We start from the raw sequence: 25,352 nt of genomic DNA, 5'->3' as shown, positions 1-25,352 counted from the left end.
ATAAATTACCTGACCATGCTGAAGAAGATACTCTCCATCAGTCGCTAGCACAAGGGGCTATTATCTTGAAACTTAAAATATATATCTGGTTCACCACAACTACAAAAGTAAGTGTTAAATTAATTCCTATCAGAACTCTTGCTAGTTGCTGTAGTCAACTTTACAACTTAGAACTAAATCTGCGTATCTGACATCGAGATGAATATATTAATTGTTGAAGATGAATCAGAAATTGCTCAGTTAATCCAACATTCTTTAGAGAAAGAGGGATTTTCCTGTCGCATTAGCCGCGATGGTATTACTGCGTTAAAAATGTTTCAGGAACAACCACCAGATTTAATCATCCTAGATTTGATGATTCCTGGGCTGGATGGGTTGGAAGTTTGCGCCCGCATTCGCCAGAAACCAGGCGCAAAAGACCCTTATATATTGATGCTGACGGCTAAGAGTGAGGAAATAGACCGGGTGATAGGCTTGTCTACTGGCGCTGATGACTACATGGCTAAACCCTTTAGTCCTAGAGAGTTAGTAGCGAGAGTGCGGGCGCTACTGCGGCGGAGTCTGCGCCAAGGTGGACAGACTCAAGTAAATCGCACTCAACACTTCATAGTAGACTTAGACCAACGGACAGCTAGTCGTCAAGTAAATTCTCAACCACCAGAAGCTTTAGATTTAACAACTCTTGAATTTAATTTGCTAAGTACTTTTGTGAGTAATCCTGGGCGAGTTTGGAACCGTACCCAGCTAATTGATAAACTTTGGGGAGATAATTTTTTTGGTGATGAACGTGTTGTGGATACTCATGTGGCTAGGCTAAGAAAAAAGATTGAGCCTGATCCTGCTAACCCCACTTTTATTAAAACTGTAGTCGGGGTTGGTTATAAATTTGAAGATTCACCCATAGTATGAGCAAAAATAACAAGGGTTGGCGCTGGACAACATCTTTACCTTTAGCATCCCGCTTGTTTTTTTCTCATTTAGTGGTGATGATTGTTGGGTTGATGAGTCTAGTTATTATTAGTAAAGTCTCTTCTCCCCGCTTCTTTGTCCTGCATTTAGAAAGATTAGAAAGTGAAGGAATAAATTTAATTAATATTCGTGCTGATTTAGTACAAGGATTTGAGACTGCTTGGCGGACTAGCACTATTTGGTCAGTGTTAGTAGGTAGTACGGCGGCGGGAGGTTTGAGTTATTGGGTATCTCAAAGGATTATGCAGCGCTTAACTGAGATGGAACAAATTACTCAACAGTTTGCGGCTGGTCATTTAGAAGCAAGATTACCTATGTCGGATATTCCCGAACTTAATCGCTTGGGTACGAGTTTTAATCGCATGGCTGCTAGTTTGGAAGGTGTGGAAGCAAGGCGACGGGAATTGATAGGAGATATGACTCATGAACTACGCACACCGCTAACAGTGGTACGTGGTTATTTAGAAGAACTCGCCGATGGTGAGATTCAGCCATCGCCGGAAATTTATCGCAGATTAGCGCAAGAAACTAGGCGTTTAGAACGTTTGGTGAACGATTTACAAGAGTTATCTAAAGCGGAAGCTGGTTATTTGCCAATTAGAATTCAACCAGTAAATTTATATCCTTTATTAGAGTCTTTAGTTGAAAGATTTAGTGACCAATTGTTAGAAGATGGGCCAGTATTACTGGCGGAATTTTCCCCGCAGATTCCCCTGGTATTAGCAGATATCGATCGCACAGAACAAATATTAGTCAACCTTATTGGTAACGCCATCCGTTATACTGCCAAGGGTTCAATTAGTATCCGTACATGGCCAGAAAACCGCCAACTCTGGATTGCTGTAATTGATACAGGTATAGGCATTGCTGCGGAGGATTTACCCCATGTGTTTGAGCGCTTTTGGCGGGCAGATCAATCACGCGATCGCAATTCTGGAGGCACAGGTATCGGATTAACTATTACTAAGCACCTAGTAGAATTACAAGGTGGAGAAATTCAGGTAGACAGCGAACTGGGAATTGGTAGTACATTTCGCTTTTGCTTGCCGTTAGCATAATATAGCAGGGGACAGGTAACAGGTGACAGGTAACAGAGTTAAAAATAAAGATGATTGAGAAAATGTTTGGCGGCTCCTCATACATACCTTGCTTTGCTGAAGGTAGGGACTTTCGCGTTACGTTAAAAAACAACATTTTGAGATAGTTGGTAATGGGAAAACAGCCGATAACCCATTACCAACCAAACCAACTTGAGATTACAGTTTGACTTGCTGTAGGTGATTCCGAGGATTGTAACTGCGAATAGCCCTGATTTTCTCATAGTATTCTCGCTCTTGTTGGCTCATATCTTTGGGTGGAACAATAGCCACCTTCACCAACTGATCACCCCGTCCACCCTTGGCAGGCCAGCCTTTACCGCGTAAACGGAGAGATTGACCAGAACGCACTCCCGCAGGGAGTTTGACATTAACTGAACCATCGGGTGTAGGTACATCGATTGAAGCGCCCAAGGCTGCCTCATCTGGAGTAATAGGAACTTCGCAAACTAGATTATCACCTTCAATTTGGAAGAACGAGTGCGGCTGAAATTCTACTTTTAAATATAGGTCGCCGCGTTGTTGAGTCATAGGGTTAAATTGACCTTTACCCCTTACCCGTAAGCGATTACCTGGTTTCGCGCCAGCCGGAATCCGCACATCAATAGTTTCATTGCCTAAACTAAAACGCTTTTGCACACCTGCAAAAGCCTCAGCAAAAGTTAAGCTGATAGACGCTTCTGTGTCTTGGCTACCACCTGCTGTCCCTACATCTTGAAACCCGAAGTCATTAAAGCCGCCAAAGCCGCCCCCTGGTCTACCGCCGGAAGTGCGGTAAGAGTAACTTTGCCGCCCACCACGAGGCGCACCACCACCAAAGCGTCCTAGCAACTCATTGATGAACTCATCAAAGTTGCCGTATTGGCTGAAGTCAACGCCACCCATATCGACACCAACGCCACCCCCTGGGAAGCCTTCGCCAACTTGTCGCCAATATTGCCCATATTGGTCATATTTCTTGCGTTTGTCGGCATCTGATAAAACTTCGTAAGCTTCGTTTACTTCTTTAAAACTTGCTTCCGCCTGCTTATTACCCGGATTTACATCAGGGTGATATTTGCGGGCTAGCTTACGAAAGGCTTGTTTAATTTCCTCTGGAGTGGCAGTCTTACTAACTCCTAAAATTGCGTAATAGTCTTTGAAGTCGGTTGCAGCCATCTACCAGCCTCCTGTAAAAATTTCTTTAAGTTTTTGTCTAATATTGAAGTTGAAAATTTGCCAGGTATGTTGCCCTGACTTTTCACGGGATCTGGAAGACCTCTCTCCAAACCTCTCTCCTACAAGGAGAGAGGCTTTGATTTCTCCCCCTTCCCTTGTAGGGAAGGGGGCTGGGGGGTTAGGTCTAGCGTTAGCTTTTCCACATGACGTGAAAAGTCAGGTATGTTGCCAAGCAATAAATATTCTGACTTTAAATTAACAAATAATGAAGAAAATCAAGTATGGTTCCCGCTCATTGGGCCGGGGAAATTTCCGTACTTGGGGACTGGGGACTGGGGAGTGGGGGGAGATGAGGGAGTGGGGGGAGAGATTATGTATCTGTGTTCCCACTTTGTCTCAAGCTAAAGCTACTTCTCCCTCATCCCCCTCATCCCCCTCATTCCCCTCATCCTCCTCATCCCCTACAATCAACTATCTGATCTAACCCATCTTCCAAACCGGGGGGTTCGTCGCGCAGTTGGCGGTGCATTCGTAGGATTACTTCTTCGGGGACTTGGCGTGGGCGTTTTTTGTTACGTGCTAGGCACAACCAGACGGGTGTTCTGACCCAAATTCCTATGATGTGGGTGAAGCCTAAGTTACGGGCTAGGGTGATGAGTTCGCGGCGATGCTGGCGTTGGGCGTTGGTGGCATCAAAAAGAACTATTTTTTCAGTAATAATACTTTGCTGGAATTGTCGTTCTATTTCTTGCCAAATCAGCAGCCATGACCCTTGAATGGCTTCTGAGCCAAATAATTGCCCCCTGATGGCATCTGTAGAAACCAGCTGCATCTGGGGGCATTGTGATACTAATTGTTTTGCTAAAGTTGACTTACCACTACCAGGAAGGCCAATTAGCAAAATTAGTTTAGTCATTGGTCATTAGTCCTTAGTCATTAGTCCAAATTTGAAAACCTGTTGACTGTTGACTGTTGACTGTTGACTAAATAATTGTTCCATCTGGGATGACTGCGTTTTTGAGGACTACAACAATGCCACTGCGGATATAAAATCCTTGGCTTTCGCGGTCGGCTTCTTGCACGTTGTCTTTGTTGATGATTTTGACATCGTGACCGATGCGGGCATTTTTATCTATGATCGCACGGCGGATGATTGTGTCTGGGCCGATGCCTACGGGGACTTCTCCTTTTTCTATGCCGCCTTGACGTTCTACGGAAGCTTGGTAGAAGTCAGCGCCCATGAGTAGGGATTCTTCGATGATGCTGCCGCTTTCAATCCGCGATCGCACTCCTAACACTGAGTGTTGAATGCGACAATTTTTGAGTATGCAGCCTTCACCAATAATTGACTCTGTGACTTGGCAATCTAATAGTTTTGTCGGTGGTAGGTAACGTGCGCGGGTATAAATTGGCGCTTCTTCATCATAGAAGCTAAAGGGCGGTAAGGGCTGCTGAGTCAAAGCTAAATTGGCGTTGTAAAAAGCTTCGATTGTCCCGATATCTTCCCAGTAGTCATCAAATAAATAAGCTTGAACGTTGTGATCCTTTGCGGCATCAGGAATAATTTCTTTGCCGAAATCTGTACGTTCTACAGCTTCTTTCAAGAGTTTGAACAAAACATCTTTTTTAAAGACGTAAATGCCCATTGAGGCGATGTAAGGCTGTGTTGCTGCCTGTTCTGGAGTTAAGCCTAAAATGGTGGTGTCTACACGCATTTGGGCTAGGGCTTCGCCTTTGGGTTTTTCGCTGAAATCAATCACTCGCCCAGAGCTATCGATTTTCATTAAACCAAAATCTGAGGCGCGGCGATCGTCGATGGGAATTACGGAAAGTGTAATATCCGCATTGGTTTCGCGATGGCGCTGGATAAATAGGCGATAATCCATCCGGTAGAGGTGATCACCGGATAGAATTAAAATATCCTCAACGTCCCACTCTTGCAGCATCCACAAATACTGACGCACAGCATCGGCTGTACCTTGGAACCAGTTGGGGTTTTCTGGTGTTTGCTGGGCGGCCAGCACTTCTACAAACCCCTCGCTGAAACCACTGAAGTTGTAGGTACGGGCAATGTGGCGATTGAGAGAAGCTGAGTTAAACTGTGTTAAAACGTAGATTTTAAAAATTTCCGAGTTTATGCAGTTACTGACAGGAATATCTATTAGACGGTACTTCCCTGCCACTGGTACTGCGGGTTTAGCACGGAGTTTGGTGAGTGGGTAAAGGCGAGTACCCGCACCACCACCAAGAATAATTGCTAAGACTTTTTTCACAAGATTTCTCCCGACTGCCTTTCGACTCCCACCTACAGTTTAGGACTGTCTGTAGCAGCTGTTGACACTCCCCGAAATAGAATTTCGGGGATTCTTGCCTCACAGGGAGATCCAAAATGCCCCAAGGAATAATCCAGAAAGCAACATCTCAGATTACTTTACCCTCCGCAAGCATACACCGGCTGCCCGACGGCGAAAAATACTTTGCCACCCATTTCGAGACAGGTTCCTCCCTTTCGGCGAGACTCTGCCTGTGTTGTGGACAATTCGATTATACCACCATCACGGCCGAATAAATTCGGTGAGGCCGTGCTAACAATCGCGCTTGCGTCGGAAAGCAACTGTCTCACCCAAAGGGTCATTCGCGCTTTACCCCCACCTCAAGGGCTGATGAGACACAAAACTTATTGGTTTTGTGCCTCATACTTGGGGGCTTTACGCATCACGACTCGTAAGGGGGGGCAATGAGAATCTTGGATGAATTTTCAAGAACCTTACCGACGATGTATAGTGCAGCCATTGATATAAGCACAATTTATACAGTGTCGATTTTAGACATTAGATATATTAATAAAAATAGTCTTAAGTACGGAAAAATCGGTGTTACTGATTATTTAGAATGCGTAATTTTTGCGATCGCCTGAACAAATTCATCTAAGCTTGTGTCCGTAATTTGTAGTTCGTAGTAAGGACTTTAGTCCTGATAGTTCTCAGCACTAATTAGCACTAAAGTGCTTACTACAAACCCATTTAGGGTGAAATTTACCCGTAGGTTTACTCTGCTAAAGATTTACCAGTCTTAGATAGCAGCTTACCTAATCTTTGCAGAGGGCCTTTAAAACCTCTCTTGGCTTCTTGTCCTACCGCAGTTGTTTGTTCACCTAGTTTTTCTAGGATATGGCTAATGTCGGACGCTTTAGCTGTTTTGCGGTTTAAAACCTGCTTCAATTCCTTCAGTCCGTTAGCAATTTCCTGTAGATTTTCCGCATCTGAATTGTGCAGCAACTTATACCATTTATCGATAGAGCCTACTGCTACACCTGTATCAAGTTGCTCTAAATCTTCTTCCAGGGTTTCTATAACAGCATCGATTTCTTCAATCTCTTGATGCTCTTCCGCTTTACCTAAAGAGTTGCCAACTTTTGTTAATTGTTTACCTAATTTCCTCACAGGCGTTCTGATGTCTTTCTCAGCATCAGATGCAAAGTTAGCTGTTTGCTCACCAATTTCTATTAGGACTTCGCTAATTTCATGTCCTGTAGCTTTGTTGCTTTTTAGGTGTTGTTTGAGTTGCTTTAATTGATTAGCAATCTCTTTGATTTCTGGCTCTTTAGCCTTATGCAGCAAGTTGTACCATTCATCAATTAAGCCATTAGCATCTTCACTAGATAGGGTAGATAAATCCCCATTAAGTGCAGATTGTAATGTTTCTAGTTTTTGACTCCAATCATCATTACCTTTTGCATCTGCACCATTTTTTTGAGATGCTTTTGTGCTGGTCTTTTCTTGATTCCCTGCACTACGCTTGCTTTGATCTTCTGCTCTGGTTGCCATAAATGAGATTAGCTTCATAAAAGTATACGTATCAGTGTAAAAAGCTAATTCTGTAATTCCCTCGTTCTTAAGTACAGGATCAGACACTAGATATTTGAATCATTTGACAGAGGAATTTATGGGTAGTGGGGAGTAAGTGTTTCAGTGAACAGTTATCAGTGGACAGTGAAAATAACCTGATAACTGATCAGGACTTACGCACCAAGGTTATCTGTTGAGACAGGGTGTAGGGGGGTAAGGGTGTAAGGGTGTAAGGGTTTTAAAGATTTACACCCCTATACCCCTATACCCCTATACCCTTGCCCAAACCCTTGATTTTTCGTTTTTATGCGTAAGTCCTACTGATAACTGATAACTGATAACTGTCAAGTTGAATACTTGCCGTTAATTTCTATATAACCTTCTGTCAAGTCGCAACCCCAGACGGTGGCGATCGCTTCACCGATGTTGAGGCTAACATGAATATTGACTTTCTCTTGGGACATGATCTGTTTTAGCTTTTGCAAATCTTCGGTTTGGAAGGTATTGGGATATACTTGCACGTCATCAAATCTAATTACTACCTGGTCTTGATTAATGTCGCGCTCATCTTCACATTTTCCTATGGCCATTGCTACTCTTCCCCAGTTGGGGTCTGCACCATAGACCGCAGTTTTCACTAATGGGGAGTTGACGATCGCTTTCGCAACTCGTTTAGCTTGGGTATAATTGGCGGCTGAGTCTACTGTCACCTCAATTACTTTCGTAGCACCTTCGCCGTCACGGGCAATTTTTAATACTAAATCATGGGCTATTTCTGCTAATGCACGGGCGAATTCGGCTTCGGGGACTTCACCGGCTAAACCATTCGCTAAAATTACGGCACTGTCACTCGTAGAAGTGTCGCTATCTATACTTAAACAGTTGAATGTTTTATCTATGGTAGACCGAAAAACTTTCCGCAATGTATTTGCCGGAATTGCCGCATCGGTAAAGAAAAAGGCTAGCATGGTCGCCATATTCGGTTCAATCATACCGACACCTTTAGCAATACCTACCACCTTGGCATTACCAACTTGTCTGGCTGCGATTTTAGCTACGGTGTCTGTAGTCATGATACCACGTGCCGCTAAGTCGAAATCGGCAGGGGTCAATTTTTTCCCCATCCCTATTAAGCCAGCGCGGATTTTTTCCATTGGGTAACGTCTACCGATAACTCCAGTGGAGGCGATCGCCAAATTTGCGGCGGCAATCCCAGTTTCTTGTGCGACTAGTTGTATAATCTCTTGAGCATCAGCCAGACCAACAGCACCATTGGCAACGTTGGCATTTTTGGAAATGACGATAATGCCTTGTGCTTGACCATCTTGTAAATTTTGGCGGCTAATTGTCACGCTAGGGCCAGCGAACAAGCTTTGAGTGAATACGCCATCAGCAACGCAAGGGACTTGCGATCGCAAAAATACGAAATCCTCGGTAGCATCGCGGATACCTAAATTAGTAATAAATGTACTAAACCCTTGAGGCGTGGAAGATGCAGTTAGTGACATTTTTATTTATGAAAACTAGGGACGAGTGAGTAAATAATACCAGTCCCATCCCCAATGCTTTATTTTTTAAGCAAAATAAAATTTCTGAGAGAGGCTCAAGCCCTTATGAGATATAATATACTGCACTTTTATTAGCTCAAAAGACTGATGAGCCGTGTTTAGAATGAATGAAATAGCAAGCAGCTGATTCTACACACAGAGCTACAGAGGAACGCAATGCTGATTTTTGAGGAGCATTTTCAAAATAATCACTGTAGCTGGGTAACACGGGATAGTGCCGAGTGCAGCCTTTGCATGGAAGTGAGTCATTATGTATTTGACCATAAACGTGCGGGTGATACATATTGGCTATCGTGGAACTCAGCCGAGTTCTTTTATGAGAGAACTAACTTTCATATTCATGTGGTGCTGGAAAAAGCTGCTGGTGTGGAGGATCACGGTTTTGGTTTTGTGTGGGGACTGTCAGATGTTAGCAATTTCTTTGAGTTCGTAATTGCTGGAAATGGTCACTATCGTATTGCGGAAGTTAAAGCAGGTAATTTTATTAATTACACAGATTGGAAACGGTGCGATCGCATTCATCGCAGTGACGGAGTTAATCTATTAGAAATTACCCGTGTGGGAGATACTGTTGAGTTCTATATTAATAGCAATTTGGTAGACAAGTTTCCCGCCGACAAGGTAATGGATGTACCAGGGAAAAATTTTGGTTTCGTCATTCATGACAAAATTAAAATGAGAGTCCACAGCTTGATGATCAGCGCTCCTGATACAGAAACAGAACCTGTTGATATTCATCATGATACTCGTGATGCTAAACCGGAAATTAGAGCTGCTTTTGTTGAGCATGACCCCCCAGAAAAAGATACCTTGGAGGCAGTATTTGCTGATTTAAAGGCATTAGTTGGGCATGAACAAACCAAACGTCAACTGTTCTCATTGGCAAATTACTTAAAAGTGCAAACCGAACGGCGAGTGCGAAAGCTCAAAACAGTAGATACTTCACTTCACCTGATGCTGTACGGCCCTCCAGGTACAGGTAAGACAACCATCGCCCGTTTAGTGGGACGTTTGTATAAACAATTGGGATTTTTTCCACGGGGACACGTTGTGGAAACCGATCGCGCCGGCATTATTGGCGGTTATATTGGACAAACTGCCCTGCGTGTGGAAAGTGCTGTACAGCAAGCGTTGGGTGGTGTATTGTTCATTGATGAAGCCCACGCCTTAGCGCCGGAAGATACACCCAACGACTTTGGCAAAGAAGCATTGCAGATATTAATTAAGCGGATGGAAGATTACCGCGATCGCCTGGCTGTAGTTGTCGCCGGTTACACTGATGAGATGGATCGCTTATTAGAGTTAAACCCAGGGTTAAAATCACGTTTAAATCGCTTATTTTATCTCGACCACTATACCCCCAATGAATTGTTAGCGATTTTCAAGAAATTCTGTCATGACAACGGTTATATTTTAGACCCCTCCGCCATTATTGTATTGCAAGCCACCTTTGAAGTTGCCTACGCCAAACGTGACAAGAGTTTTGGTAATGGACGTTTTGCCAGGGCGCTGTTTGAGCGTAGCATTGAACAACAAGCTAACCGTATTGTCAACCATCTACGAGAGTTGGATGATTATCAGATTAACTTAATTATTGCGGAGGATTTGTCTTTTATGTAGGGGCTGGGAAGATGGTATAATAGCTATCATTACCAATGTTCTATAACCAATCCATCCACATAACTAAAATCTGAATCATCGGTCACAAGCACCCAACCATGCTCCAGACAATGGGCTGCAATCCAAACATCATTCATCGGAATTGGTCGTCCTTTGCTCTTTAAAGCCGAACGGGTCTGAGCATAGATAAGTGCTGTTTTCTTTTCCACAGGCACAACCGTACAAACTTCGATAAACTCTAAATATCGAGGAAGGTTTTTCAACGGTCGAGTCGAGTTTTCAGCCCCAAACAATAACTCTCCCACTACTACCACCGACAAAAATATGTCTGGTAACGCTAACACCCTGGAAACAACATCAGGATCACCATTCAAAAAACGGATGGCGACAGAAGTATCTAATGCAATCTCACCACTCATTTAAATCAACTTGACGACAATCAGCTTGAATTGCTTGCTGTAAATCAGCCGCCTCATCATCACTCAAGATACCAGCAAATTTCGCTAGAGGATGATGACTATGTGTTTTCTTTACCCGATGCAAAAAATCTAACATTACTTCAACTAACTCATCTGGAACCTCTGCAAGTTCTTGGATAAGCTGCTCGCGGCTAGTCATACATTTGCCCTCTTCAGCAAAGTTTATCCTCTCAAATATTATAACGACTTACGCAAGTGTCATAATCAAACTAACTGTAGGGTGCGTCTGACTTTTCACGGGATCTGGAAGACCTCTCTCCTACAAGGAGAGAGGCTTTGATTTCTCCCCCTTCCCTTGTAGGGAAGGGGGCTGGGGGGTTAGGTCTGACACACCTTACCCCTGAAGATTTGGCAGCAGCTTTTTAGCTTTTAGCAACGAGCTGCTTATATAAAAATGATGTATCACCTAATGAACCATCGGGAAAATAAGCATAGTTGGGAATTTTACCCACCAAAACATAGCCAAGAGAAAGATACAGCCGCTCGGCAATACTATCTGTCATAGTATCCAGTGTGAGTAATGTCCTACCTTGCCTAAGAGCAACTTCTTCTAGGCGTTGCATCAGGCTTCGTGCAATTCCCTGTCCCCTAGCTTGGCGATGTACAAGTAGTTTAGCAACATCAGCTCGGTGTGATTGATTTGGTGGTGTAGTCAGACTCAGTTGAACTGTCCCGACTGCTCGACCTTCGACAAGTGCCACTAGGAGAATTTTATCTCCTTGGGCGACAGCAGAAAGAATAGTTTGCCAATATGCGATCGCTTCTGTCACAGTAAAAGGCATCATAAAGCTAACGGATGACCCACTGGTAACAGCATCAACCAAAATCTCACTGAGTTCTGATATACGAGATGTAGCTTCAACTGCATCGATTTCGACAATCTGATAGTTGGATGCCATATCTAACCCAAAAATAACTGATATGCTGGATTTTGACTTTCATCCCAATAACGATAACCAAGGGTATCAAGAAATGCTTGCCATTCTTCCATCTCTTGGGGTGGAACCTGCATTCCGACAACAATACGCCCGTAGTCTGAACCGTTGTTGCGGTAGTGGAACATACTAATATTCCAGTTGGGACTCATGGAGGCGACGAATTTCATCAACGCACCTGGACGTTCGGGGAACTCAAACCGATATAGTAATTCATTGTGGGCTAGGGGAGAATGTCCACCTACCATGTGCCGTAAGTGTAGTTTTGTGAGTTCATCATCGGTTAAATCTAGGGTTTCAAAACCGCAGTCTTCAAAAGTCTGCACCATTTTAACTCTATCGGCACGGTTTTGAATCTGCATACCAATGAAAATATGGGCGATCTTTTCATCGGCGATGCGATAGTTAAACTCTGTTAAGTTGCGTCTACCAATACATTCGCAAAACTGCCGCAGACTACCGGGAGTTTCAGGAATTGTGACTGCAAAGATGGCTTCACGCTGTTCACCAAATTCTGCTCGTTCGGCGACAAAGCGCAGACGGTCAAAGTTCATGTTAGCACCGCAGGCTACAGCAATTAGGGTTTGTCCTGCGATTTGCTCACGTTCTGCATAGGCTTTAGCGCCAGCGATCGCCAACGCCCCCGCCGGTTCTAAAATAGAACGGGTATCCTCAAACACATCCTTAATCGCCGCACAGGTATCATCTGTATCCACCAATATAATTTCGTCTACATATTCTTGACACAAGCGGAAAGTTTCTTCTCCCACTTCCCGCACTGCTACGCCATCGGCAAATAATCCTACCTGTGATAAGCGTACTCGATACCCAGCCTTCAACGATTGGTGCATGGCATCAGCATCAACAGGCTCAACCCCAATAATTTTAATCTCTGGTCGTAAGCGTTTGACATAAGCGGCAATTCCGGCAATCAAACCCCCGCCACCAATAGCAACGAAAATTGCATGGATAGGTTGCTGACATTGGCGGAGAATTTCCATCCCAATAGTTCCCTGTCCCGCAATGACATAAGGATCATCAAAGGGGTGGATAAATGTTAAGCCTTTTTCCGCCTCTAATTGCCGCGCATAGGCATAGGCATCATCATAGGTATCCCCATGCAGTACTACCTCCCCACCTCTGGCTTTAACAGCATTTACCTTCACTTGGGGAGTGGTAACAGGCATGACAATAATTGCCCTAGTTCCTAGCTGCTTTGCACCTAGCGCCACACCTTGGGCATGGTTCCCCGCAGATGCAGCAATTACACCCTGTGCAAGTAAATCTGGCGGTAGGTTTGCCATCTTGTTATAAGCACCCCGTAGTTTAAAGGAAAACACAGACTGCATATCTTCACGTTTCAGCAGCAGTTTGTTATTCAGCCTGTGAGAAAGGTTGGGGGCATACTCCAGAGGCGATTCCTGGGCAACATCATATACACGAGCAGTCAGGATTTGTACTAGGTAGTCGCAAAGCATGGGTAGATGGAATGTGCAAGGGCTGGATCATGATTAATTTTACGTTAAGTTTGTCCCGATACTTTGGCTGTTTTCGCGATCGCTCCCATACTTTTGAGAATTTACACAACTGGCACAATTGTAGGGTGCGTCAGATGTGGAAAATCCTTGAATATGTACGAAATTATTGGGGCTGACGCACCTACTGGTTCCAATACTTGTTTATTCGCCCTACTGGCGTGACCGGACTAAAATGTGGCAATAGGTTTAAATAAAAAACCGCCGATGAACGCCGATGAACGCCGATGAAACGGATTTTTTATTACACTATTTTAACCTAGACACGCCACTACTGGCTTGTCTAGGCTAAAATGTGGCAATAGATTTGAAAAAATTGAACGCAGATAAACGCAGATGCACGCAGATGATAGATTTTTGGCTAATGCACTATTTTAGTTTAGACAAGCTACTAGCGTGTCAAGAATAAATTTGTGCATTAGCAAACTCTTGTGGGATGGGCATCTTGCCCGTCCAGTGCAGGCAAGATGCCTACACCACAAGAAAATTTTTGCAACCTTTTAGCCTAGACAAGCTACTACAATGGTAAACGAAACAGAGGGCGCAATTTCACACCAGTTGCCGTTCCTAACAAAGCACAAATAATCCAAACCCAACCATGCAGGCTAGTGGAAGCTATACCACTGAAAAAGGCACTGACATTACAGCCAAAAGCGGTAAAAGCGCCATAACCCATGATTAATCCACCAATCACTGTGGCAATAACTTTGGCTGGGGTAATATGAGTTTGTGGTGTCAGTTTCCCAGCTAGGGCGGCTGCTAATAATGCACCTAAGATAATGCCCAGATTCATCACGGAAGTGACATCGGCAAACACACTATTTGCTAATGCTGTATCCCCATCCCAAAACTGACTTGTGGCGGGATTCCACCCCAAAAATGTAGCAATTTTAGCTGTCCACAGCGCAAACCCCCAGGTAATTCGCCAAGGTTCTCCAGAAATTAGCAGGGTTAACCAATTGAGTACAGCTAGGGCTATAGCGCCTGTAAATAATGACCAAGGCCCAAGGAAAAATCTAGAGTAAGTTGATGAGGGAAGTGCTGTTGCTGGGTGATTTTTTTGACTCCACAACCAAAGCAACCCCGCTAACAATAAAAATATTCCTAACTGTAAAACTACTGCACCTGTCCAACCTAGAGTTTCACCTAAGACTATAGGTTCAGTGGTTGGTAAACCAGCCCAAAGATGTCTGGTTAAACTAGCCCAAAATGCACCCAAACAGAATGTAACAAGGGTGATGAGCATGGTGTAACTACCACCACCAATAGTGTAGAGTGTACCGCAACCACAAGCTCCGCCTAATTGCATTCCGATGCCAAAGATAAATGCGCCGATCGCTCCTGATATTCCCACAGGTGCGATTGCTCCTGCAACTTCTTGACCGAAAACCTTACCAGCAGCTAACACTGGCGCAAATAATACAGTAGCGATCGCCAACATCACCAACTGAGCATATATCCCTTGCACATCTCTATTCACTACCAGCTTACGGTAAGCAGAAGCAAAGCCAAAACTAGAATGATAAAGGCTCACACCCAACAAACCGCCGATGATAAATAATATACTTTGTTTCCAGCTATATTCACTTAATAATACTACTCCGGTGGCAAAAATAGCTAATGCGATCGCCACCACTAATTTTTGTGGGCGGGGCGGTAACAAGCGAGATTCAGACGGATATATATTCTCAACGCCACTATTCATAAAACAATTCAAAATTAGTTTGGCCGGATATAAGTAGCACCGACTAAATAAGTCAAGGTTTGTAGTAAGGACTTTAGTCCGCAAAAAAGGACTAAATTCCACCAACGTATTTAAGTACGGGCGGGTTTAACGAACATATCTGTTTTTAACATGAATTACTCAATGAACCCGCCCCTAAAACTGATAACTGATAACTGATAACTGTTAAGCTCTAGAACGGTCTTTATCTTGCTCTGCTGGTTGACCGTCTTTACTACGTCTACAAGCCACTAAATTGTCCTGATTTGTATTTGCAGCCTGACTAGCTTGGATTGTATCTACTACACCGAAACTAGTTAGTAAAACAGCAAAAAATAGCATTGCGAATTTCATCATCTTCATCCTCTAGATTGAAAAGAACACTTCCAAATATATACAGCCAAATAAATTATTCTGGACTTTAATATCAATTTCGGCTAATTACTTATAATATGGTTGTTTTGGTCGGTAATGGGTAATAGTTAATAGGTAATTGTTTTGAGCCATTACCGATTACCGATTACCCATTACCAGCCCCCAATATATGATAAGTATTTAAGCGAACTTGATATAAGCTCTCATTGAAAAGTATTTCGCACTCTTATCGCTTCCCCATACTGATTTTCATTGCCACCTAGCTTACCTGTTCTGGGCCAGTAGCAACAGGTAAATCTGAGTGACTACTGTATTCTGTCCAAGAACCTTCATAAACCCGAACTTTGGGATAGCCTAGCAGATGCTTTAAGACTACATATTGCAGAGTTGCTTCTCTTCCTGTGCTGCAAGTAACAATAATGTCATCAGCCGGAGTAATTTTTTTAGCAGCTAAAATTTGCTTGATTTCCTCTAAAGATTTAAGTTTGTGAGGATTTTGAGCATCTGTAAAAGTAGGCCAGGGAATATTTCTTGCACCAGGAATATGTCCATTCCGTACCCAAAGATTTTCCTTTCCTTGGAATAAATCTGCGGGTCTAGGGTCGATAAATGTCACGCCTTTTTTACCAATCAGTTTTCTGACTTCATTTAATGAGACACGCACAGCAGGATTATCTCTAACTGTAAACCTACTTATTTTGTACTTGGGAAACTCCTTAGTTACCTTTTGGGATGCAGCTTCATAACCTTTATAGCCACCATCCAATACAGCTATGTCCTTCACTCCAGAACGTTCTAGCAAATAAGCTACCATTGTTGCCCCTAAAACATCTCTGCCATCGGAGTAAACAAGAACACGGCTATTATTTGTGACTCCTGAATTAGCAAATATTTGTCCTAATTTTTGATTTTCCCAATACTGTACAGGTAAACCTTCCCTGGGGCCACGAAAGGCCGTATCAGCAATATTGACTGCTCCAGGTAGGTGTCCATCTATATAGTCGAGAGGTAAATTTCGGACATCTAAAATCCTCAGATTTGCATCTTTGGCATTCTCTGCTACCCAATTAGGCGATACAAATTGAATCTTACTATTAGATGCAGATCCCCAAGTTGGCAAATGTAGCCAGGGAGTAATTAACAAATAAGCAAAAATTGCTACTCCTAAAGCAAATAGTTTATTTTTTTTAAACTTTGCCCAGAGAAATTTCCTCGTTTTCATCATTGTTTTAGTTGTCCACATATTCCTACTGCAACTTGCCAAATTTAAGTTACATCAAATTTACTGTAAATTGAGCGGTAAACAGTATTTTGTATTTATGTATATAAGCATTCCATATACACAAACCGATGACAAGTGCTACAAATGCGAATTTTATAAGTATCTTATATTTTATATATAGATATATAAAAGAATTACTTATGTAAATAGCAAGACTTTCTTTTACCGGAAAGTGACGAAGAGGGGTATAGCAGGAAGCAGAAGGTAAAGTTTCATATTACTATTCCTACTATTCAGGCTTTGAAAATGTCCTAATACCAATTTGAAAAAACAATACGACAGATACTAGGGTAAGGGCGCACAGCTAGCTGTGCGCCCCTAAAGTTCAGTGTTGCAAAGATTTTAGGACTTACGCATGAAAACGAAAAATCAAGGGTTTGGACAAGGGTATAGGGGTATAGGGGTGTAGGGGGGTAAGCCTTCAAAACCTACACCCTTACACCCTTACACCCTTACACCCAGTCTTAACAGATAACATTGGTGCGTAAGTCCTGGATTTTTTGAGTTGGTGTCACCTATGTGGCGACGGCTATATACCAACCGAAAACAAAAGCGCGACAGCTATCTAACTATACGCGCACTGCATACTAAAAATATTTACAAGTTCGGAAGCAAAAAGCCCATCGGCTTTTAGCCGTGGGAGTGTCAAGTGGTTGATTTATCTATTGCGTCTACTTGCTGTGTTCTGTGCAAATGAGTGTAAACTTTAACTAACAATTCCTCAATATCAAAGGGTTTGCAGACAAAATCATCAGCACCAACTTCTACATAATTATCGCTGAGTTTTTCTTTCGTCGCTAGTAATATTATGGGTACGTTGTGTGCATGACTCCGTAAATTGTGGCAAATTTCCCAATGCGACAAAGTAGGCATCATCCAATCTAAAATTATCAAGTCTAGCCGCAATTTCTGCGTTGCTATCATTGCAGTCAGTTCATCGTAGGCGACGCTAACCTCATACCCTTGATAGTTGAGTTCCAATTCTAAAAATCGGGCTAATTTGACTTCATCTTCAATCACCAAGATGTGCGTCATGATAGAACAAAAGTAATAGGGTAGAAGTAACCATTATGACATAGTGCTACTGCAAGCATTGAGACTGCCTACAGTGGGTATAAGTCTGTTATTATTCAACTGTAATATAAATGCGGTTAATTAATTCTAGGTTAACTGATGATACTTTTGCTTCAGCAACATCTGTAAATTATGTCAATAATTAATTTTGAGTCCTAAGTACTGCTAGGGTGGCGGAGGTAGAAGTCTGTGATGAGTCAACTATCTTTATCGCTAATTTCTAACTTTCAGTCTCAAGCCTACTGATATTTAGCAATAAGCTGTCACATCTTCGCCGCATTCATCAGCAAGATAGCACAGTGCTTTGAAACGTAAGCCAACTACTTCTTCGTAGAAGGGGTTTAATTTGCACATTGGGGGGATATGAAACAATATGCGACCAAATAGTTTAACATCTCTTTCAAAAGGACATTGAGCAGGGATGGCTTTACATAATAAGTGAGCTTGTTGAGGGCTATGGATTTCGATTCCTTCTAACCATCTGCGAATGGGATAGAGTAAGTCTTTGTGAGAGTGAACTTGAGTTATAGTTATCATAATCAATCACCTTGTTTTGAGTCTTTGAGCCTCTATAAGTACATACGGTGGCACTATCGGTTTTTATGCAGGAATTATTTGTGATTCCAGTTCGTTTTCAGCTAACTGATATATCTAATAACACTGTTACCTACAAAGGCCAATGCGGGGATTACGGAATGTGCGATCGCACATTTTCATCGTTATCCCCGTGCTTTCCGCTTGTACTCGAATCTCGGTTCGTGACCGCAACTTTTACACTCCCCTACCCTCTGGGTTGCTTAAAGGCGCGTCAGATGATTATGACTGTATGAGCAAATTTTTTGTCTGCTTAGTTCTTCTGAAAGCTTCCAAAAGACTGCTCATCAATTTGGGTGACATTATCCCAGTTAATAGAATTTTAATTAGTAATTTATAAGTTTCTATATCTTTTAACGTGTCTGGCTTGTAACGAATAGAATTCCACCAATTGCCCAGGACATATTTAATATCAACTTTAGGATTAAGATTAAGACTGTCTAGATATAACTGTACATTATATCTGTATATGTTTGATAAACTATGGTTTTTCAGGTGTTGTAATTCTAATGGTGCTAGTTTTATTGCTCTATCTAAAACAGTAATAGAACATTCTCTAATTATTTTTAATTTAAAAGACTTTGATGTTGCAGAACGGCGATAAAAAATTTGGTGCTTCGGTACTACGACAAAATGCCATTTATAAGCCAAGCGCAACCAATAATCCCAATCGTCACCTGATTTCAATGTCACATCAAACCCTCCTACAGATTCTATCGCTTCTCTTCTGATTAAGGGATTAGAGCCGCAAGTAACGAAACTCTTTAATAACATCTCACCGTAAACTTTATCTTCATAATTATGTTCAATAGTTCTTAGTAGCTCTCCTTCTCCATTGATGACGTAAGTCCAACTATAGGCAACACCAGCTTCTGGATGCGCTTGCAAAGCCGCCAATTGTAGTTCTAGTTTGTCAGGTGTCCACAAATCGTCAGCATCTAGAAAGCTGATATAATCTCCTGTAGCATAAGCAATTCCCCGATTACGAGCGCTAGAAGCTCCACCGTTTTCATAGGAAAAGATTTTCAGGCGATCGTCCTTAATATTTTGCAAAATCTCTAATGTTTTATCAGTTGAACCATCATTAACTACTATGATTTCAAAATCTGAAAAGGTTTGTTTTATAACTGAATTGATAGTTTCTAGAATTGTTTTTTCAGCATTATAAGCTGGAATAATTACAGATATACTAGGCATATTTATTTTTGACCTCCAAAAGATACCTTAATATTTTTCATTTAAATCTAATCACTAGCTAATTGATAACTTTTTATCCATAGAAAGATAATTTCACTAAAGATTTATCCAGCAATAATCAGGGTTGCATTATTACTGAACTTGTAGATTGTTTAGATGACTTTCTTTTTCTGATATACTTCAATAACTGGTTCATCAATTTTGGAGAAATGATGATTGTGAGTAAAATTTTAATAATTAACTTATATGTATATATATTTTTCAAAACTTGGGGTCTGTTTTTAATAAAGTTCCACAAGTTATCTATTACAAAACGAATATCAACCTGGTAATTTTGATTTAAGCTACCTATATACAACTCCACCATATATTTATATATATTAGATAAACTTTCATTTTTCAGATATTGTAATTCTGGTGGAGCTAATTTCATTGCCTTATCTAAAGCGTCCAAAGTAGTTTTTCTCATCTTTTGCAGTTTGAAAGAATTAGATGATGTAGAACGACGATAGAGAATTTGATATTTTGGTACTACAACAAACTGCCATTTGTTTGCTAAACGCAACCAATAATCCCAATCTTCACTGCCTGTCAGGTTTTTATCAAAATCTCCCACAGAATTTATGGCTGCTCTCTTAATTAGAGGATTTGAGCCGCTTGTTAAAAAATTTGCTTTTAACAAATCAGCATAAACATTACCTGCATACACAGGAGCAAAAGGTTCTAATGGTTCTCCTGTTTCATTGATTGAATAAGTCCAACTATAGGCAACACCAGCCTCTGGATGAGCTTGCAAAGCAGATAATTGTAATTCTAGTTTGTCAGATGTCCACAAGTCATCGGCATCAAGAAAGCTAATAAACTCCCCAGTTGCATGGGTAATTCCGCGATTGCGAGCGCCAGAAACTCCACTATTTTCATAAGAAAATACTTTTAGACGATTGTCTTTAATAGTTTGCAAAACCTCTAGTGTTTTGTCTTCTGAGCCATCATTAATAACTATGATTTCCCAGTTAGAAAATGTTTGCAAAATAACTGAATTGATTGTTTCTAAAATTGTCTTTTCAGCATTATATGCAGGAATGACGACAGATATTGTAGTCATATTTTTATTAGCTCCTGACAGATTGGTATGAATTTAATTAACTGTAATGACTATTCTGTTGTGCTATAATCTCTACGGTTAAATAAAATACCTAAATTTTACTTAATAAGCTATTATGCTTAGAAAAAACATATCGGTAACTCCAGAAAACAGACAAAGGTACATAGATTATATGAACTACTAAAATACCAGCAGCCACCCCAATTATACCCCACTGTACTGTTAATAAGACTGTGGCAGCAAACAATACAGTGAATATGACATTAAGATATAAGTTAATATCTGTTTTATCTACAGCAGTTAGTAAAAGAGAATTAGCCCAACCGAAGACTCTGAGTATTACTGATAAACAGATAATAATTAGAATCGGTACAGCAGAAGTCCATTTTTGACCGAAAATAATCGGAACGTATATTGGGGCTAATATAGACTGAATCAATATCAGTGGAATCACAAATGAAATCACTTTTCTGATACTATTGATATATCTTTTCTTAAATTCTAGCCAATCTTCTCTAACAGCACATATATAAGGATACAAAGCAGACATAAATGTATTAATTACATTCATGCTAATACCAGAACCTCCATTGAAAGCAAAAAAGTAAATACCTAACTGTTCTGCACCAAGAAATTTTCCAACAATTAAATAATCTAAATTATTTCTTAACTTATTAAGAAATTCTACTAAAAGCATATTTCTACCAAAGTTGAAAACTTCCCGCCAGTTATCAAGGGAAAATTTCGTCGGAGGTCGCCAAGGATTATTCATCCAGGTGATAATTACCCAGACTGGAGTTGACAAAATTATAGGTAAAACTACAGCCCAAACTCCCATACCTAAAAGAGCGAAAACAACTGTAATAACATTGCCTACAAATGCTTGCACAGCATTACATATTGCTGTGATTTTCAGGTGATTATTTCGTTCAATCAGGGCGGAGTTGACCATAAAAACAGGGTATATCAGATATACACCTGCTAAAACACATATAGGTAAAACTAGCTGTGGATTACCATAAAATTGGGCAACGGGCAAAGCTATAATACATTGAAAAAAGAAAACAGAAACGCACAAAATCAAATTGATCCAAAAAGAGGTGTTACATATTGTTTCCACATCTTTTTCATCTGCTTGAATAATCTTTGCGCCAATACCACCTCTGAGGGTAAAAACATTAGCAAATTCAAAGATGGTATATATAAGAGCCATTGCTCCATAATCTTGGGAGCTAAACATTCGAGCTAGCGTTACTGTTGTTCCTAAGCGGAAAATGCGATTTACTAGCTCTGCTGTGCCTAACCAACCAACATTGCGAATAAATTGACCCGATAACAGTTGTTTGACTCTTTTAATTAGCATTAGCACAGAGTTTAGATGATGAGATGAAACAATTAGATAAACAACAGTTATTAGCTAGATTAAGCACCACTTAAAATCAATTTACGCAAGTTGCGTACTAGCGATCGCAAGTTATCATAGCCATGAGAACCCAACAACTGCATCATCAAAATTGCTACACTCAAGCGTAAAAAATAATCGGTAAAAACAAGTTGTGGATAATGTAGAAGAGCTTGGCGACGATATTTTATGGCTTCTTTGTAATCTTTCTCATCCATACAAGTCCAAGCTGTATAAAGATTTATCCAGCCGTAGCTACGATTTCGCAAGTATAATAATTCTGTTGGTACAGACTCGAAAGTTTTCTCAAAAACGCGGCGGATATTTTTCAGCATTTTGGGGCGATTTTTACTCATACTTTGCGAGTGTCGGCGGTAAAGTGTGAGTGGTTCTTTGACAACCGCAAAGTGATAATGCGCTGCTAATCTAATCCACATATCGCGGTCTTCTGAACTGGTTAATTCTGTGTCAAATAAACCTACTTTGTCAAAACAAATCCGGCGCACCATCGCTGAACTACCGTTAGATATTTTGTCATTAACAACCATTTGTTCCCAGACATAGCCTTCGACATCAGAAGCTACTATGACACCTGTAGGTTTACCAGTTTCATCAGTCCAAGCTGTCCATGTATAAACTAAACCAGCTTGGGGATTATTATCTAAACATTTGACTTGCTTTTCTAGTTTACTTGGCAGCCATAAATCATCAGCATCGATAAAGGCTATATATTCTCCCGATGAGTTATTGATACCAGTGTTACGCGCTCCTGATAGTCCCTTATTTTCTTGAGAAATTACTCGCACTCTTGGGTCGGTAATTTGTGTAGTCCATTCAAGAATATTGTCTGAACTGCCATCATTAATTATTAATACTTCAAAGTCGGTAAATGTTTGTTGCAAGACGCTCTCCACGGTGGCGGGGAGATATTTCATGGCGTTGTAGGAGGGGATGACCACTGATACTTTTGGCATAGGTTTTTGGTGTTTTTTAAACGCAGAGGAACCTGGAGGTTTTAAGGGATGAAAGCGAGAATATTTCTGCGTAGGGTGCGGCTAATGTTTCTCACTCCATCTAAGGCGGAGGAGCCGAAGAAGCGGGTAACAAGGATGGCGAATTGTTGGGAGAGTCCTGATTTGGAATAGATAACTTTGGGGTCGTTGATGTAAGCTTGTTGGCGATAGTAAATGGCTTGTTCGTAGTTGCTGTTATCTAGGGATCTCCAGGCTAAGTATAAGTAGACTAAGGCGTAGGCGCGTTGTTTGAGGTTTTGTAATTCTGGGGGAACTGATTTGAAGGTTTTTTCGATGACGGCTTGGTTTTCTCGAAATACGCGATCGCAGTTTTTCGACATACTGCTACGATGTTGACGATACAGAGTCAACGGTTCTTTAATTAAGGCAAAATTGTATCGAGATGCAATGCGCGTCCACATATCCCAATCGGAGGAACCACCCATTTCTGGATCAAACAAACCTAATTCTTGAAAACAAATTTTGCGGACTAGAGGCGAACTACCACAAACAACAGTAGGACATTGAATAATTTGTTGCCAAACGTTACCCTCGGCGTTGGTTTTGATAACTGTTCCTGTAGATACTCCATCCTCATCAATTAACATTACCCAAGTATCTACTAAGCCGACTTCGGGATTTTTATCTAAGCAACTTACTTGTTTTTCTAATTTGCTTGGTTCCCATAGGTCATCAGCATCTAAGAAGGCAATATATTCACCTTGTGCTTGAATCACACCTGTATTGTGTGCGCCAGTTAAACCTTGATTTTCTTGTGTAATCAGGCGGATTCTATTATCTGTGAGATGGGAAACCCAATCAACAATATTATCAGAACTGCCATCATTAATTATTAACACTTCAAAGTCGGTAAATGTTTGTTGGTAAACGGTTTCCAGCGTAGTTGGTAGATAAGCCATTGCATTATAAGCTGGAATCACTATGGAAACTTTTGGCATAAGGTTTGTGTTGAATTTAATTAAGGATGTTTTTGACGACTGTAAATAGTTTCTAAAATCAAATCACGATAGCTTAAGGCGATATTTTCCCAACTGAAACGTAAAGCATTTTCCCTAGCGCGAACTTGCCAATCTTGAGTTAAAATCTCTCCTAAAGCAGCAGCATAAATATCTGGATTAGTCACATCACAAAGTCTGCCAGCATCACCCACAATTTGCCGACGCATTGCATCATCGGTAGCAACTACGGGTAAACCGCTAGCCATTGCTTCTACATAAGCCAGTCCAAAAGGCTCATCGATTGAAGGTAAGGTAAATACATCAGCACTGCGGTAAACTTCAGGCATTTGTTCATAAGGTAAACTTTGAATTTGAAAACGTTGCTTCCCTAGTAACTCATCACCCTTAGCTTGAAAGTAATCACGGTCAATACCATCGCCGCATAATAGTAAACTAGCTTGGGGTAAACGTGCTACTGCCTGCATAGCCAATTCAATGCGTTTATGACTATTCCGCTTGAGCGAAGCGACACAAAGAACAATGGGTTTTGGTAAACCGAAATCGAGGCGATTTCCTAACGGGGTAAATTTATTTGTATCTACACCATTAGGAATGATGGTCACTTGTTGTTTAGGTTGGAAATTGCGAACAAATTCTACTGTTTCTTCTGAAAAAACTACTAGTTGATCAGGATGAAACCGCAGGTTACGTCTTAATGATTTACCTCCCCCCATTAATCCAATGTGTTCAGTATAAAGTATGGGTGTACCTTTGATAGCTCTCACAAAAGCCGCCATTGCTAACCCACCATAATCATTACAGGGAAATATCAAATCGGCAGGTTTAGCTAATAGATGAATAGCACAAGGTAAAAAATTTGTGAGGTGTTCAATTACTATTTCTGGATGACTAGCAAACTTATGCACTAGTCCAGATAAAAGCGGATGACGGACAATGTTAAAAGCGTGAGTACGTGAGATACCACCAGACAAGGAGGAGAAAGAACCACAGTCAGCACCACTCAAAAGTTCTACATCAAAGTAGGAATTGAGATATCTGGCTAATTCTATGGCAAATATTTCTGAACCACCGCTCCAATTTACTCCCGCACTAGGATGTACCAACACAACTCGATAACGCTTATGAGTTGATGATGCTAAATAGTTGTTAGTATCAATTACTTGCTGTATCATTGTTTAATTTCAATAGGCTTTATTGACTAATTAAAGTATCGGCAGCTACCCTAGAAGATGTTTTAAATGTCATTGATTGTGGCTGGAAACACTGAGAAATTTCTCCTGATATTCTTTAGCAGGTAAAACTTTTCTAGGTTCTACTGCAAAAAGTTAATTTCGAGAGGTTTCTGATTATTCAATACATTAATCATGACTTTTAAAACATCATTTAGTCTTGACAATT

24 protein-coding genes are annotated in these 25,352 nt (G+C 41.2%); 4 read left to right on the top strand and 20 right to left on the bottom strand.

Translation table 11 applies throughout. The features are described from left to right. Nucleotides 1–198: 198 nt before the first annotated feature. Together H6G83_RS11460 and H6G83_RS11455 are read left to right on the top strand one after the other, a co-directional pair. Complete coding sequence (locus H6G83_RS11460; protein WP_190471534.1) at nucleotides 199–909, top strand: response regulator transcription factor; 711 nt, start codon at nucleotides 199–201, stop codon at nucleotides 907–909. Further along, nucleotides 906–2,027 (top strand): sensor histidine kinase, encoded by a 1,122-nt coding sequence (locus tag H6G83_RS11455; protein WP_190471531.1) that lies wholly within the window; start codon nucleotides 906–908, stop codon nucleotides 2,025–2,027. Before H6G83_RS11460 ends, H6G83_RS11455 begins: the two co-directional genes overlap by 4 nt. A 198-nt stretch (nucleotides 2,028–2,225) precedes the next feature. Here the strand turns inward: H6G83_RS11455 and H6G83_RS11450 are convergent, their stop codons facing one another. From H6G83_RS11450 to H6G83_RS11440, 3 genes are all read right to left on the bottom strand, one after another. Next, the gene (locus H6G83_RS11450) at nucleotides 2,226–3,224 is read right to left on the bottom strand and encodes a DnaJ C-terminal domain-containing protein (protein ID WP_190471528.1); all 999 of its coding nucleotides are present in this window, start codon (nucleotides 3,222–3,224) and stop codon (nucleotides 2,226–2,228) included. Between the two features lie 454 nt (nucleotides 3,225–3,678). After that, nucleotides 3,679–4,140, bottom strand: a complete 462-nt coding sequence (locus H6G83_RS11445; protein WP_190471525.1) for an AAA family ATPase — start codon at nucleotides 4,138–4,140, stop codon at nucleotides 3,679–3,681. 67 nt (nucleotides 4,141–4,207) lie between these two features. After that, entirely contained in the window at nucleotides 4,208–5,497 is a 1,290-nt protein-coding gene (locus tag H6G83_RS11440; protein WP_190471520.1) for a glucose-1-phosphate adenylyltransferase, read from the bottom strand. 464 nt (nucleotides 5,498–5,961) lie between these two features. Between H6G83_RS11440 and H6G83_RS11435 the strand changes: the two genes are divergently transcribed. Continuing rightward, a complete protein-coding gene (locus H6G83_RS11435; protein ID WP_190471517.1) occupies nucleotides 5,962–6,141 on the top strand; it encodes a hypothetical protein in 180 nt (59 codons plus the stop codon). A 130-nt stretch (nucleotides 6,142–6,271) separates the two neighbouring features. Here the strand turns inward: H6G83_RS11435 and H6G83_RS11430 are convergent, their stop codons facing one another. Together H6G83_RS11430 and argJ are read right to left on the bottom strand one after the other, a co-directional pair. Continuing rightward, nucleotides 6,272–7,069, bottom strand: a complete 798-nt coding sequence (locus H6G83_RS11430; RefSeq protein ID WP_206758987.1) for a hypothetical protein — start codon at nucleotides 7,067–7,069, stop codon at nucleotides 6,272–6,274. 347 nt (nucleotides 7,070–7,416) lie between these two features. Continuing rightward, nucleotides 7,417–8,580 (bottom strand): bifunctional glutamate N-acetyltransferase/amino-acid acetyltransferase ArgJ, encoded by a 1,164-nt coding sequence (gene argJ / locus H6G83_RS11425; RefSeq protein ID WP_190471511.1) that lies wholly within the window; start codon nucleotides 8,578–8,580, stop codon nucleotides 7,417–7,419. A gap of 216 nt (nucleotides 8,581–8,796) precedes the next feature. Between argJ and H6G83_RS11420 the strand changes: the two genes are divergently transcribed. Beyond that, on the top strand, nucleotides 8,797–10,260 hold the full coding sequence (locus H6G83_RS11420) for an AAA family ATPase (RefSeq protein WP_190471506.1): 1,464 nt from the start codon (nucleotides 8,797–8,799) through the stop codon (nucleotides 10,258–10,260). A gap of 29 nt (nucleotides 10,261–10,289) precedes the next feature. Here the strand turns inward: H6G83_RS11420 and H6G83_RS11415 are convergent, their stop codons facing one another. The 15 genes from H6G83_RS11415 to H6G83_RS11345 all read right to left on the bottom strand — a co-directional run bounded on the left by H6G83_RS11415 (nucleotide 10,290) and on the right by H6G83_RS11345 (nucleotide 25,126). After that, the gene (locus tag H6G83_RS11415; protein ID WP_190471503.1) at nucleotides 10,290–10,679 is read right to left on the bottom strand and encodes a type II toxin-antitoxin system VapC family toxin; all 390 of its coding nucleotides are present in this window, start codon (nucleotides 10,677–10,679) and stop codon (nucleotides 10,290–10,292) included. Next, the gene (locus H6G83_RS11410) at nucleotides 10,669–10,878 is read right to left on the bottom strand and encodes a hypothetical protein (protein WP_190471499.1); all 210 of its coding nucleotides are present in this window, start codon (nucleotides 10,876–10,878) and stop codon (nucleotides 10,669–10,671) included. The genes H6G83_RS11415 and H6G83_RS11410 overlap by 11 nt, the downstream gene beginning before the upstream one ends. A gap of 223 nt (nucleotides 10,879–11,101) precedes the next feature. Next, nucleotides 11,102–11,638 carry a GNAT family N-acetyltransferase gene (locus H6G83_RS11405; protein WP_190471496.1) on the bottom strand — a complete coding sequence of 179 codons (537 nt, stop codon included), beginning with the start codon at nucleotides 11,636–11,638 and terminating at the stop codon, nucleotides 11,102–11,104. Nucleotides 11,639–11,640: 2 nt separating this feature from the next. Continuing rightward, nucleotides 11,641–13,152 carry a threonine ammonia-lyase, biosynthetic gene (gene ilvA, locus H6G83_RS11400; protein WP_190471493.1) on the bottom strand — a complete coding sequence of 504 codons (1,512 nt, stop codon included), beginning with the start codon at nucleotides 13,150–13,152 and terminating at the stop codon, nucleotides 11,641–11,643. Between the two features lie 574 nt (nucleotides 13,153–13,726). Beyond that, complete coding sequence (locus H6G83_RS11395; protein ID WP_190471491.1) at nucleotides 13,727–14,914, bottom strand: YeeE/YedE family protein; 1,188 nt, start codon at nucleotides 14,912–14,914, stop codon at nucleotides 13,727–13,729. Between the two features lie 204 nt (nucleotides 14,915–15,118). Further along, a complete protein-coding gene (locus tag H6G83_RS11390) occupies nucleotides 15,119–15,289 on the bottom strand; it encodes a hypothetical protein (protein WP_190471871.1) in 171 nt (56 codons plus the stop codon). A gap of 277 nt (nucleotides 15,290–15,566) precedes the next feature. Beyond that, nucleotides 15,567–16,550 (bottom strand): sulfurtransferase, encoded by a 984-nt coding sequence (locus H6G83_RS11385; protein ID WP_242044542.1) that lies wholly within the window; start codon nucleotides 16,548–16,550, stop codon nucleotides 15,567–15,569. 684 nt (nucleotides 16,551–17,234) lie between these two features. Continuing rightward, nucleotides 17,235–17,624, bottom strand: coding sequence for a response regulator transcription factor (locus tag H6G83_RS11380; protein WP_190471488.1), 390 nt, complete (start codon nucleotides 17,622–17,624; stop codon nucleotides 17,235–17,237). 288 nt (nucleotides 17,625–17,912) lie between these two features. Beyond that, a complete protein-coding gene (locus H6G83_RS11375) occupies nucleotides 17,913–18,200 on the bottom strand; it encodes a Mo-dependent nitrogenase C-terminal domain-containing protein (RefSeq protein WP_190471485.1) in 288 nt (95 codons plus the stop codon). A 279-nt stretch (nucleotides 18,201–18,479) separates the two neighbouring features. Then, the gene (locus tag H6G83_RS11370; RefSeq protein WP_190471482.1) at nucleotides 18,480–19,454 is read right to left on the bottom strand and encodes a glycosyltransferase family 2 protein; all 975 of its coding nucleotides are present in this window, start codon (nucleotides 19,452–19,454) and stop codon (nucleotides 18,480–18,482) included. A 118-nt stretch (nucleotides 19,455–19,572) separates the two neighbouring features. Continuing rightward, nucleotides 19,573–20,559, bottom strand: coding sequence for a glycosyltransferase family 2 protein (locus H6G83_RS11365; RefSeq protein ID WP_190471479.1), 987 nt, complete (start codon nucleotides 20,557–20,559; stop codon nucleotides 19,573–19,575). Nucleotides 20,560–20,650: 91 nt separating this feature from the next. Then, entirely contained in the window at nucleotides 20,651–21,922 is a 1,272-nt protein-coding gene (locus H6G83_RS11360) for a lipopolysaccharide biosynthesis protein (RefSeq protein WP_190471476.1), read from the bottom strand. Nucleotides 21,923–21,981: 59 nt separating this feature from the next. Continuing rightward, on the bottom strand, nucleotides 21,982–22,935 hold the full coding sequence (locus tag H6G83_RS11355; RefSeq protein WP_190471473.1) for a glycosyltransferase family 2 protein: 954 nt from the start codon (nucleotides 22,933–22,935) through the stop codon (nucleotides 21,982–21,984). A gap of 41 nt (nucleotides 22,936–22,976) precedes the next feature. Continuing rightward, nucleotides 22,977–23,933: a glycosyltransferase family 2 protein gene (locus H6G83_RS11350; RefSeq protein WP_190471470.1), complete on the bottom strand. Its 957-nt coding sequence runs from the start codon at nucleotides 23,931–23,933 to the stop codon at nucleotides 22,977–22,979. A gap of 20 nt (nucleotides 23,934–23,953) precedes the next feature. Next, on the bottom strand, nucleotides 23,954–25,126 hold the full coding sequence (locus H6G83_RS11345) for a glycosyltransferase (RefSeq protein ID WP_190471468.1): 1,173 nt from the start codon (nucleotides 25,124–25,126) through the stop codon (nucleotides 23,954–23,956). Nucleotides 25,127–25,352 lie beyond the last annotated feature (226 nt).

The organism is Anabaena azotica FACHB-119, assembly GCF_014697625.1.
GTDB lineage: Bacteria > Cyanobacteriota > Cyanobacteriia > Cyanobacteriales > Nostocaceae > Trichormus > Trichormus azoticus_A.
This window is presented reverse-complemented; position numbering and strand designations above follow the sequence as displayed.

Bases quoted from the DNA above. Each gene is read 5' to 3' on its own strand.
- H6G83_RS11460 (WP_190471534.1), top strand. From the start codon at position 199: ATGAATATATTAATTGTTGAAGATGAATCAGAAATTGCTCAGTTAATC.
- H6G83_RS11455 (WP_190471531.1), top strand. From the start codon at position 906: ATGAGCAAAAATAACAAGGGTTGGCGCTGGACAACATCTTTACCTTTA.
- H6G83_RS11450 (WP_190471528.1), bottom strand. From the start codon at position 3,224: ATGGCTGCAACCGACTTCAAAGACTATTACGCAATTTTAGGAGTTAGT.
- H6G83_RS11445 (WP_190471525.1), bottom strand. From the start codon at position 4,140: ATGACTAAACTAATTTTGCTAATTGGCCTTCCTGGTAGTGGTAAGTCA.
- H6G83_RS11435 (WP_190471517.1), top strand. From the start codon at position 5,962: ATGAGAATCTTGGATGAATTTTCAAGAACCTTACCGACGATGTATAGT.
- H6G83_RS11430 (WP_206758987.1), bottom strand. From the start codon at position 7,069: ATGAAGCTAATCTCATTTATGGCAACCAGAGCAGAAGATCAAAGCAAG.
- argJ (WP_190471511.1), bottom strand. From the start codon at position 8,580: ATGTCACTAACTGCATCTTCCACGCCTCAAGGGTTTAGTACATTTATT.
- H6G83_RS11420 (WP_190471506.1), top strand. From the start codon at position 8,797: ATGCTGATTTTTGAGGAGCATTTTCAAAATAATCACTGTAGCTGGGTA.
- H6G83_RS11415 (WP_190471503.1), bottom strand. From the start codon at position 10,679: ATGAGTGGTGAGATTGCATTAGATACTTCTGTCGCCATCCGTTTTTTG.
- H6G83_RS11410 (WP_190471499.1), bottom strand. From the start codon at position 10,878: ATGACTAGCCGCGAGCAGCTTATCCAAGAACTTGCAGAGGTTCCAGAT.
- H6G83_RS11405 (WP_190471496.1), bottom strand. From the start codon at position 11,638: ATGGCATCCAACTATCAGATTGTCGAAATCGATGCAGTTGAAGCTACA.
- ilvA (WP_190471493.1), bottom strand. From the start codon at position 13,152: ATGCTTTGCGACTACCTAGTACAAATCCTGACTGCTCGTGTATATGAT.
- H6G83_RS11395 (WP_190471491.1), bottom strand. From the start codon at position 14,914: ATGAATAGTGGCGTTGAGAATATATATCCGTCTGAATCTCGCTTGTTA.
- H6G83_RS11390 (WP_190471871.1), bottom strand. From the start codon at position 15,289: ATGATGAAATTCGCAATGCTATTTTTTGCTGTTTTACTAACTAGTTTC.
- H6G83_RS11385 (WP_242044542.1), bottom strand. From the start codon at position 16,550: ATGTGGACAACTAAAACAATGATGAAAACGAGGAAATTTCTCTGGGCA.
- H6G83_RS11380 (WP_190471488.1), bottom strand. From the start codon at position 17,624: ATGACGCACATCTTGGTGATTGAAGATGAAGTCAAATTAGCCCGATTT.
- H6G83_RS11375 (WP_190471485.1), bottom strand. From the start codon at position 18,200: ATGATAACTATAACTCAAGTTCACTCTCACAAAGACTTACTCTATCCC.
- H6G83_RS11370 (WP_190471482.1), bottom strand. From the start codon at position 19,454: ATGCCTAGTATATCTGTAATTATTCCAGCTTATAATGCTGAAAAAACA.
- H6G83_RS11365 (WP_190471479.1), bottom strand. From the start codon at position 20,559: ATGACTACAATATCTGTCGTCATTCCTGCATATAATGCTGAAAAGACA.
- H6G83_RS11360 (WP_190471476.1), bottom strand. From the start codon at position 21,922: ATGCTAATTAAAAGAGTCAAACAACTGTTATCGGGTCAATTTATTCGC.
- H6G83_RS11355 (WP_190471473.1), bottom strand. From the start codon at position 22,935: ATGCCAAAAGTATCAGTGGTCATCCCCTCCTACAACGCCATGAAATAT.
- H6G83_RS11350 (WP_190471470.1), bottom strand. From the start codon at position 23,933: ATGCCAAAAGTTTCCATAGTGATTCCAGCTTATAATGCAATGGCTTAT.
- H6G83_RS11345 (WP_190471468.1), bottom strand. From the start codon at position 25,126: ATGATACAGCAAGTAATTGATACTAACAACTATTTAGCATCATCAACT.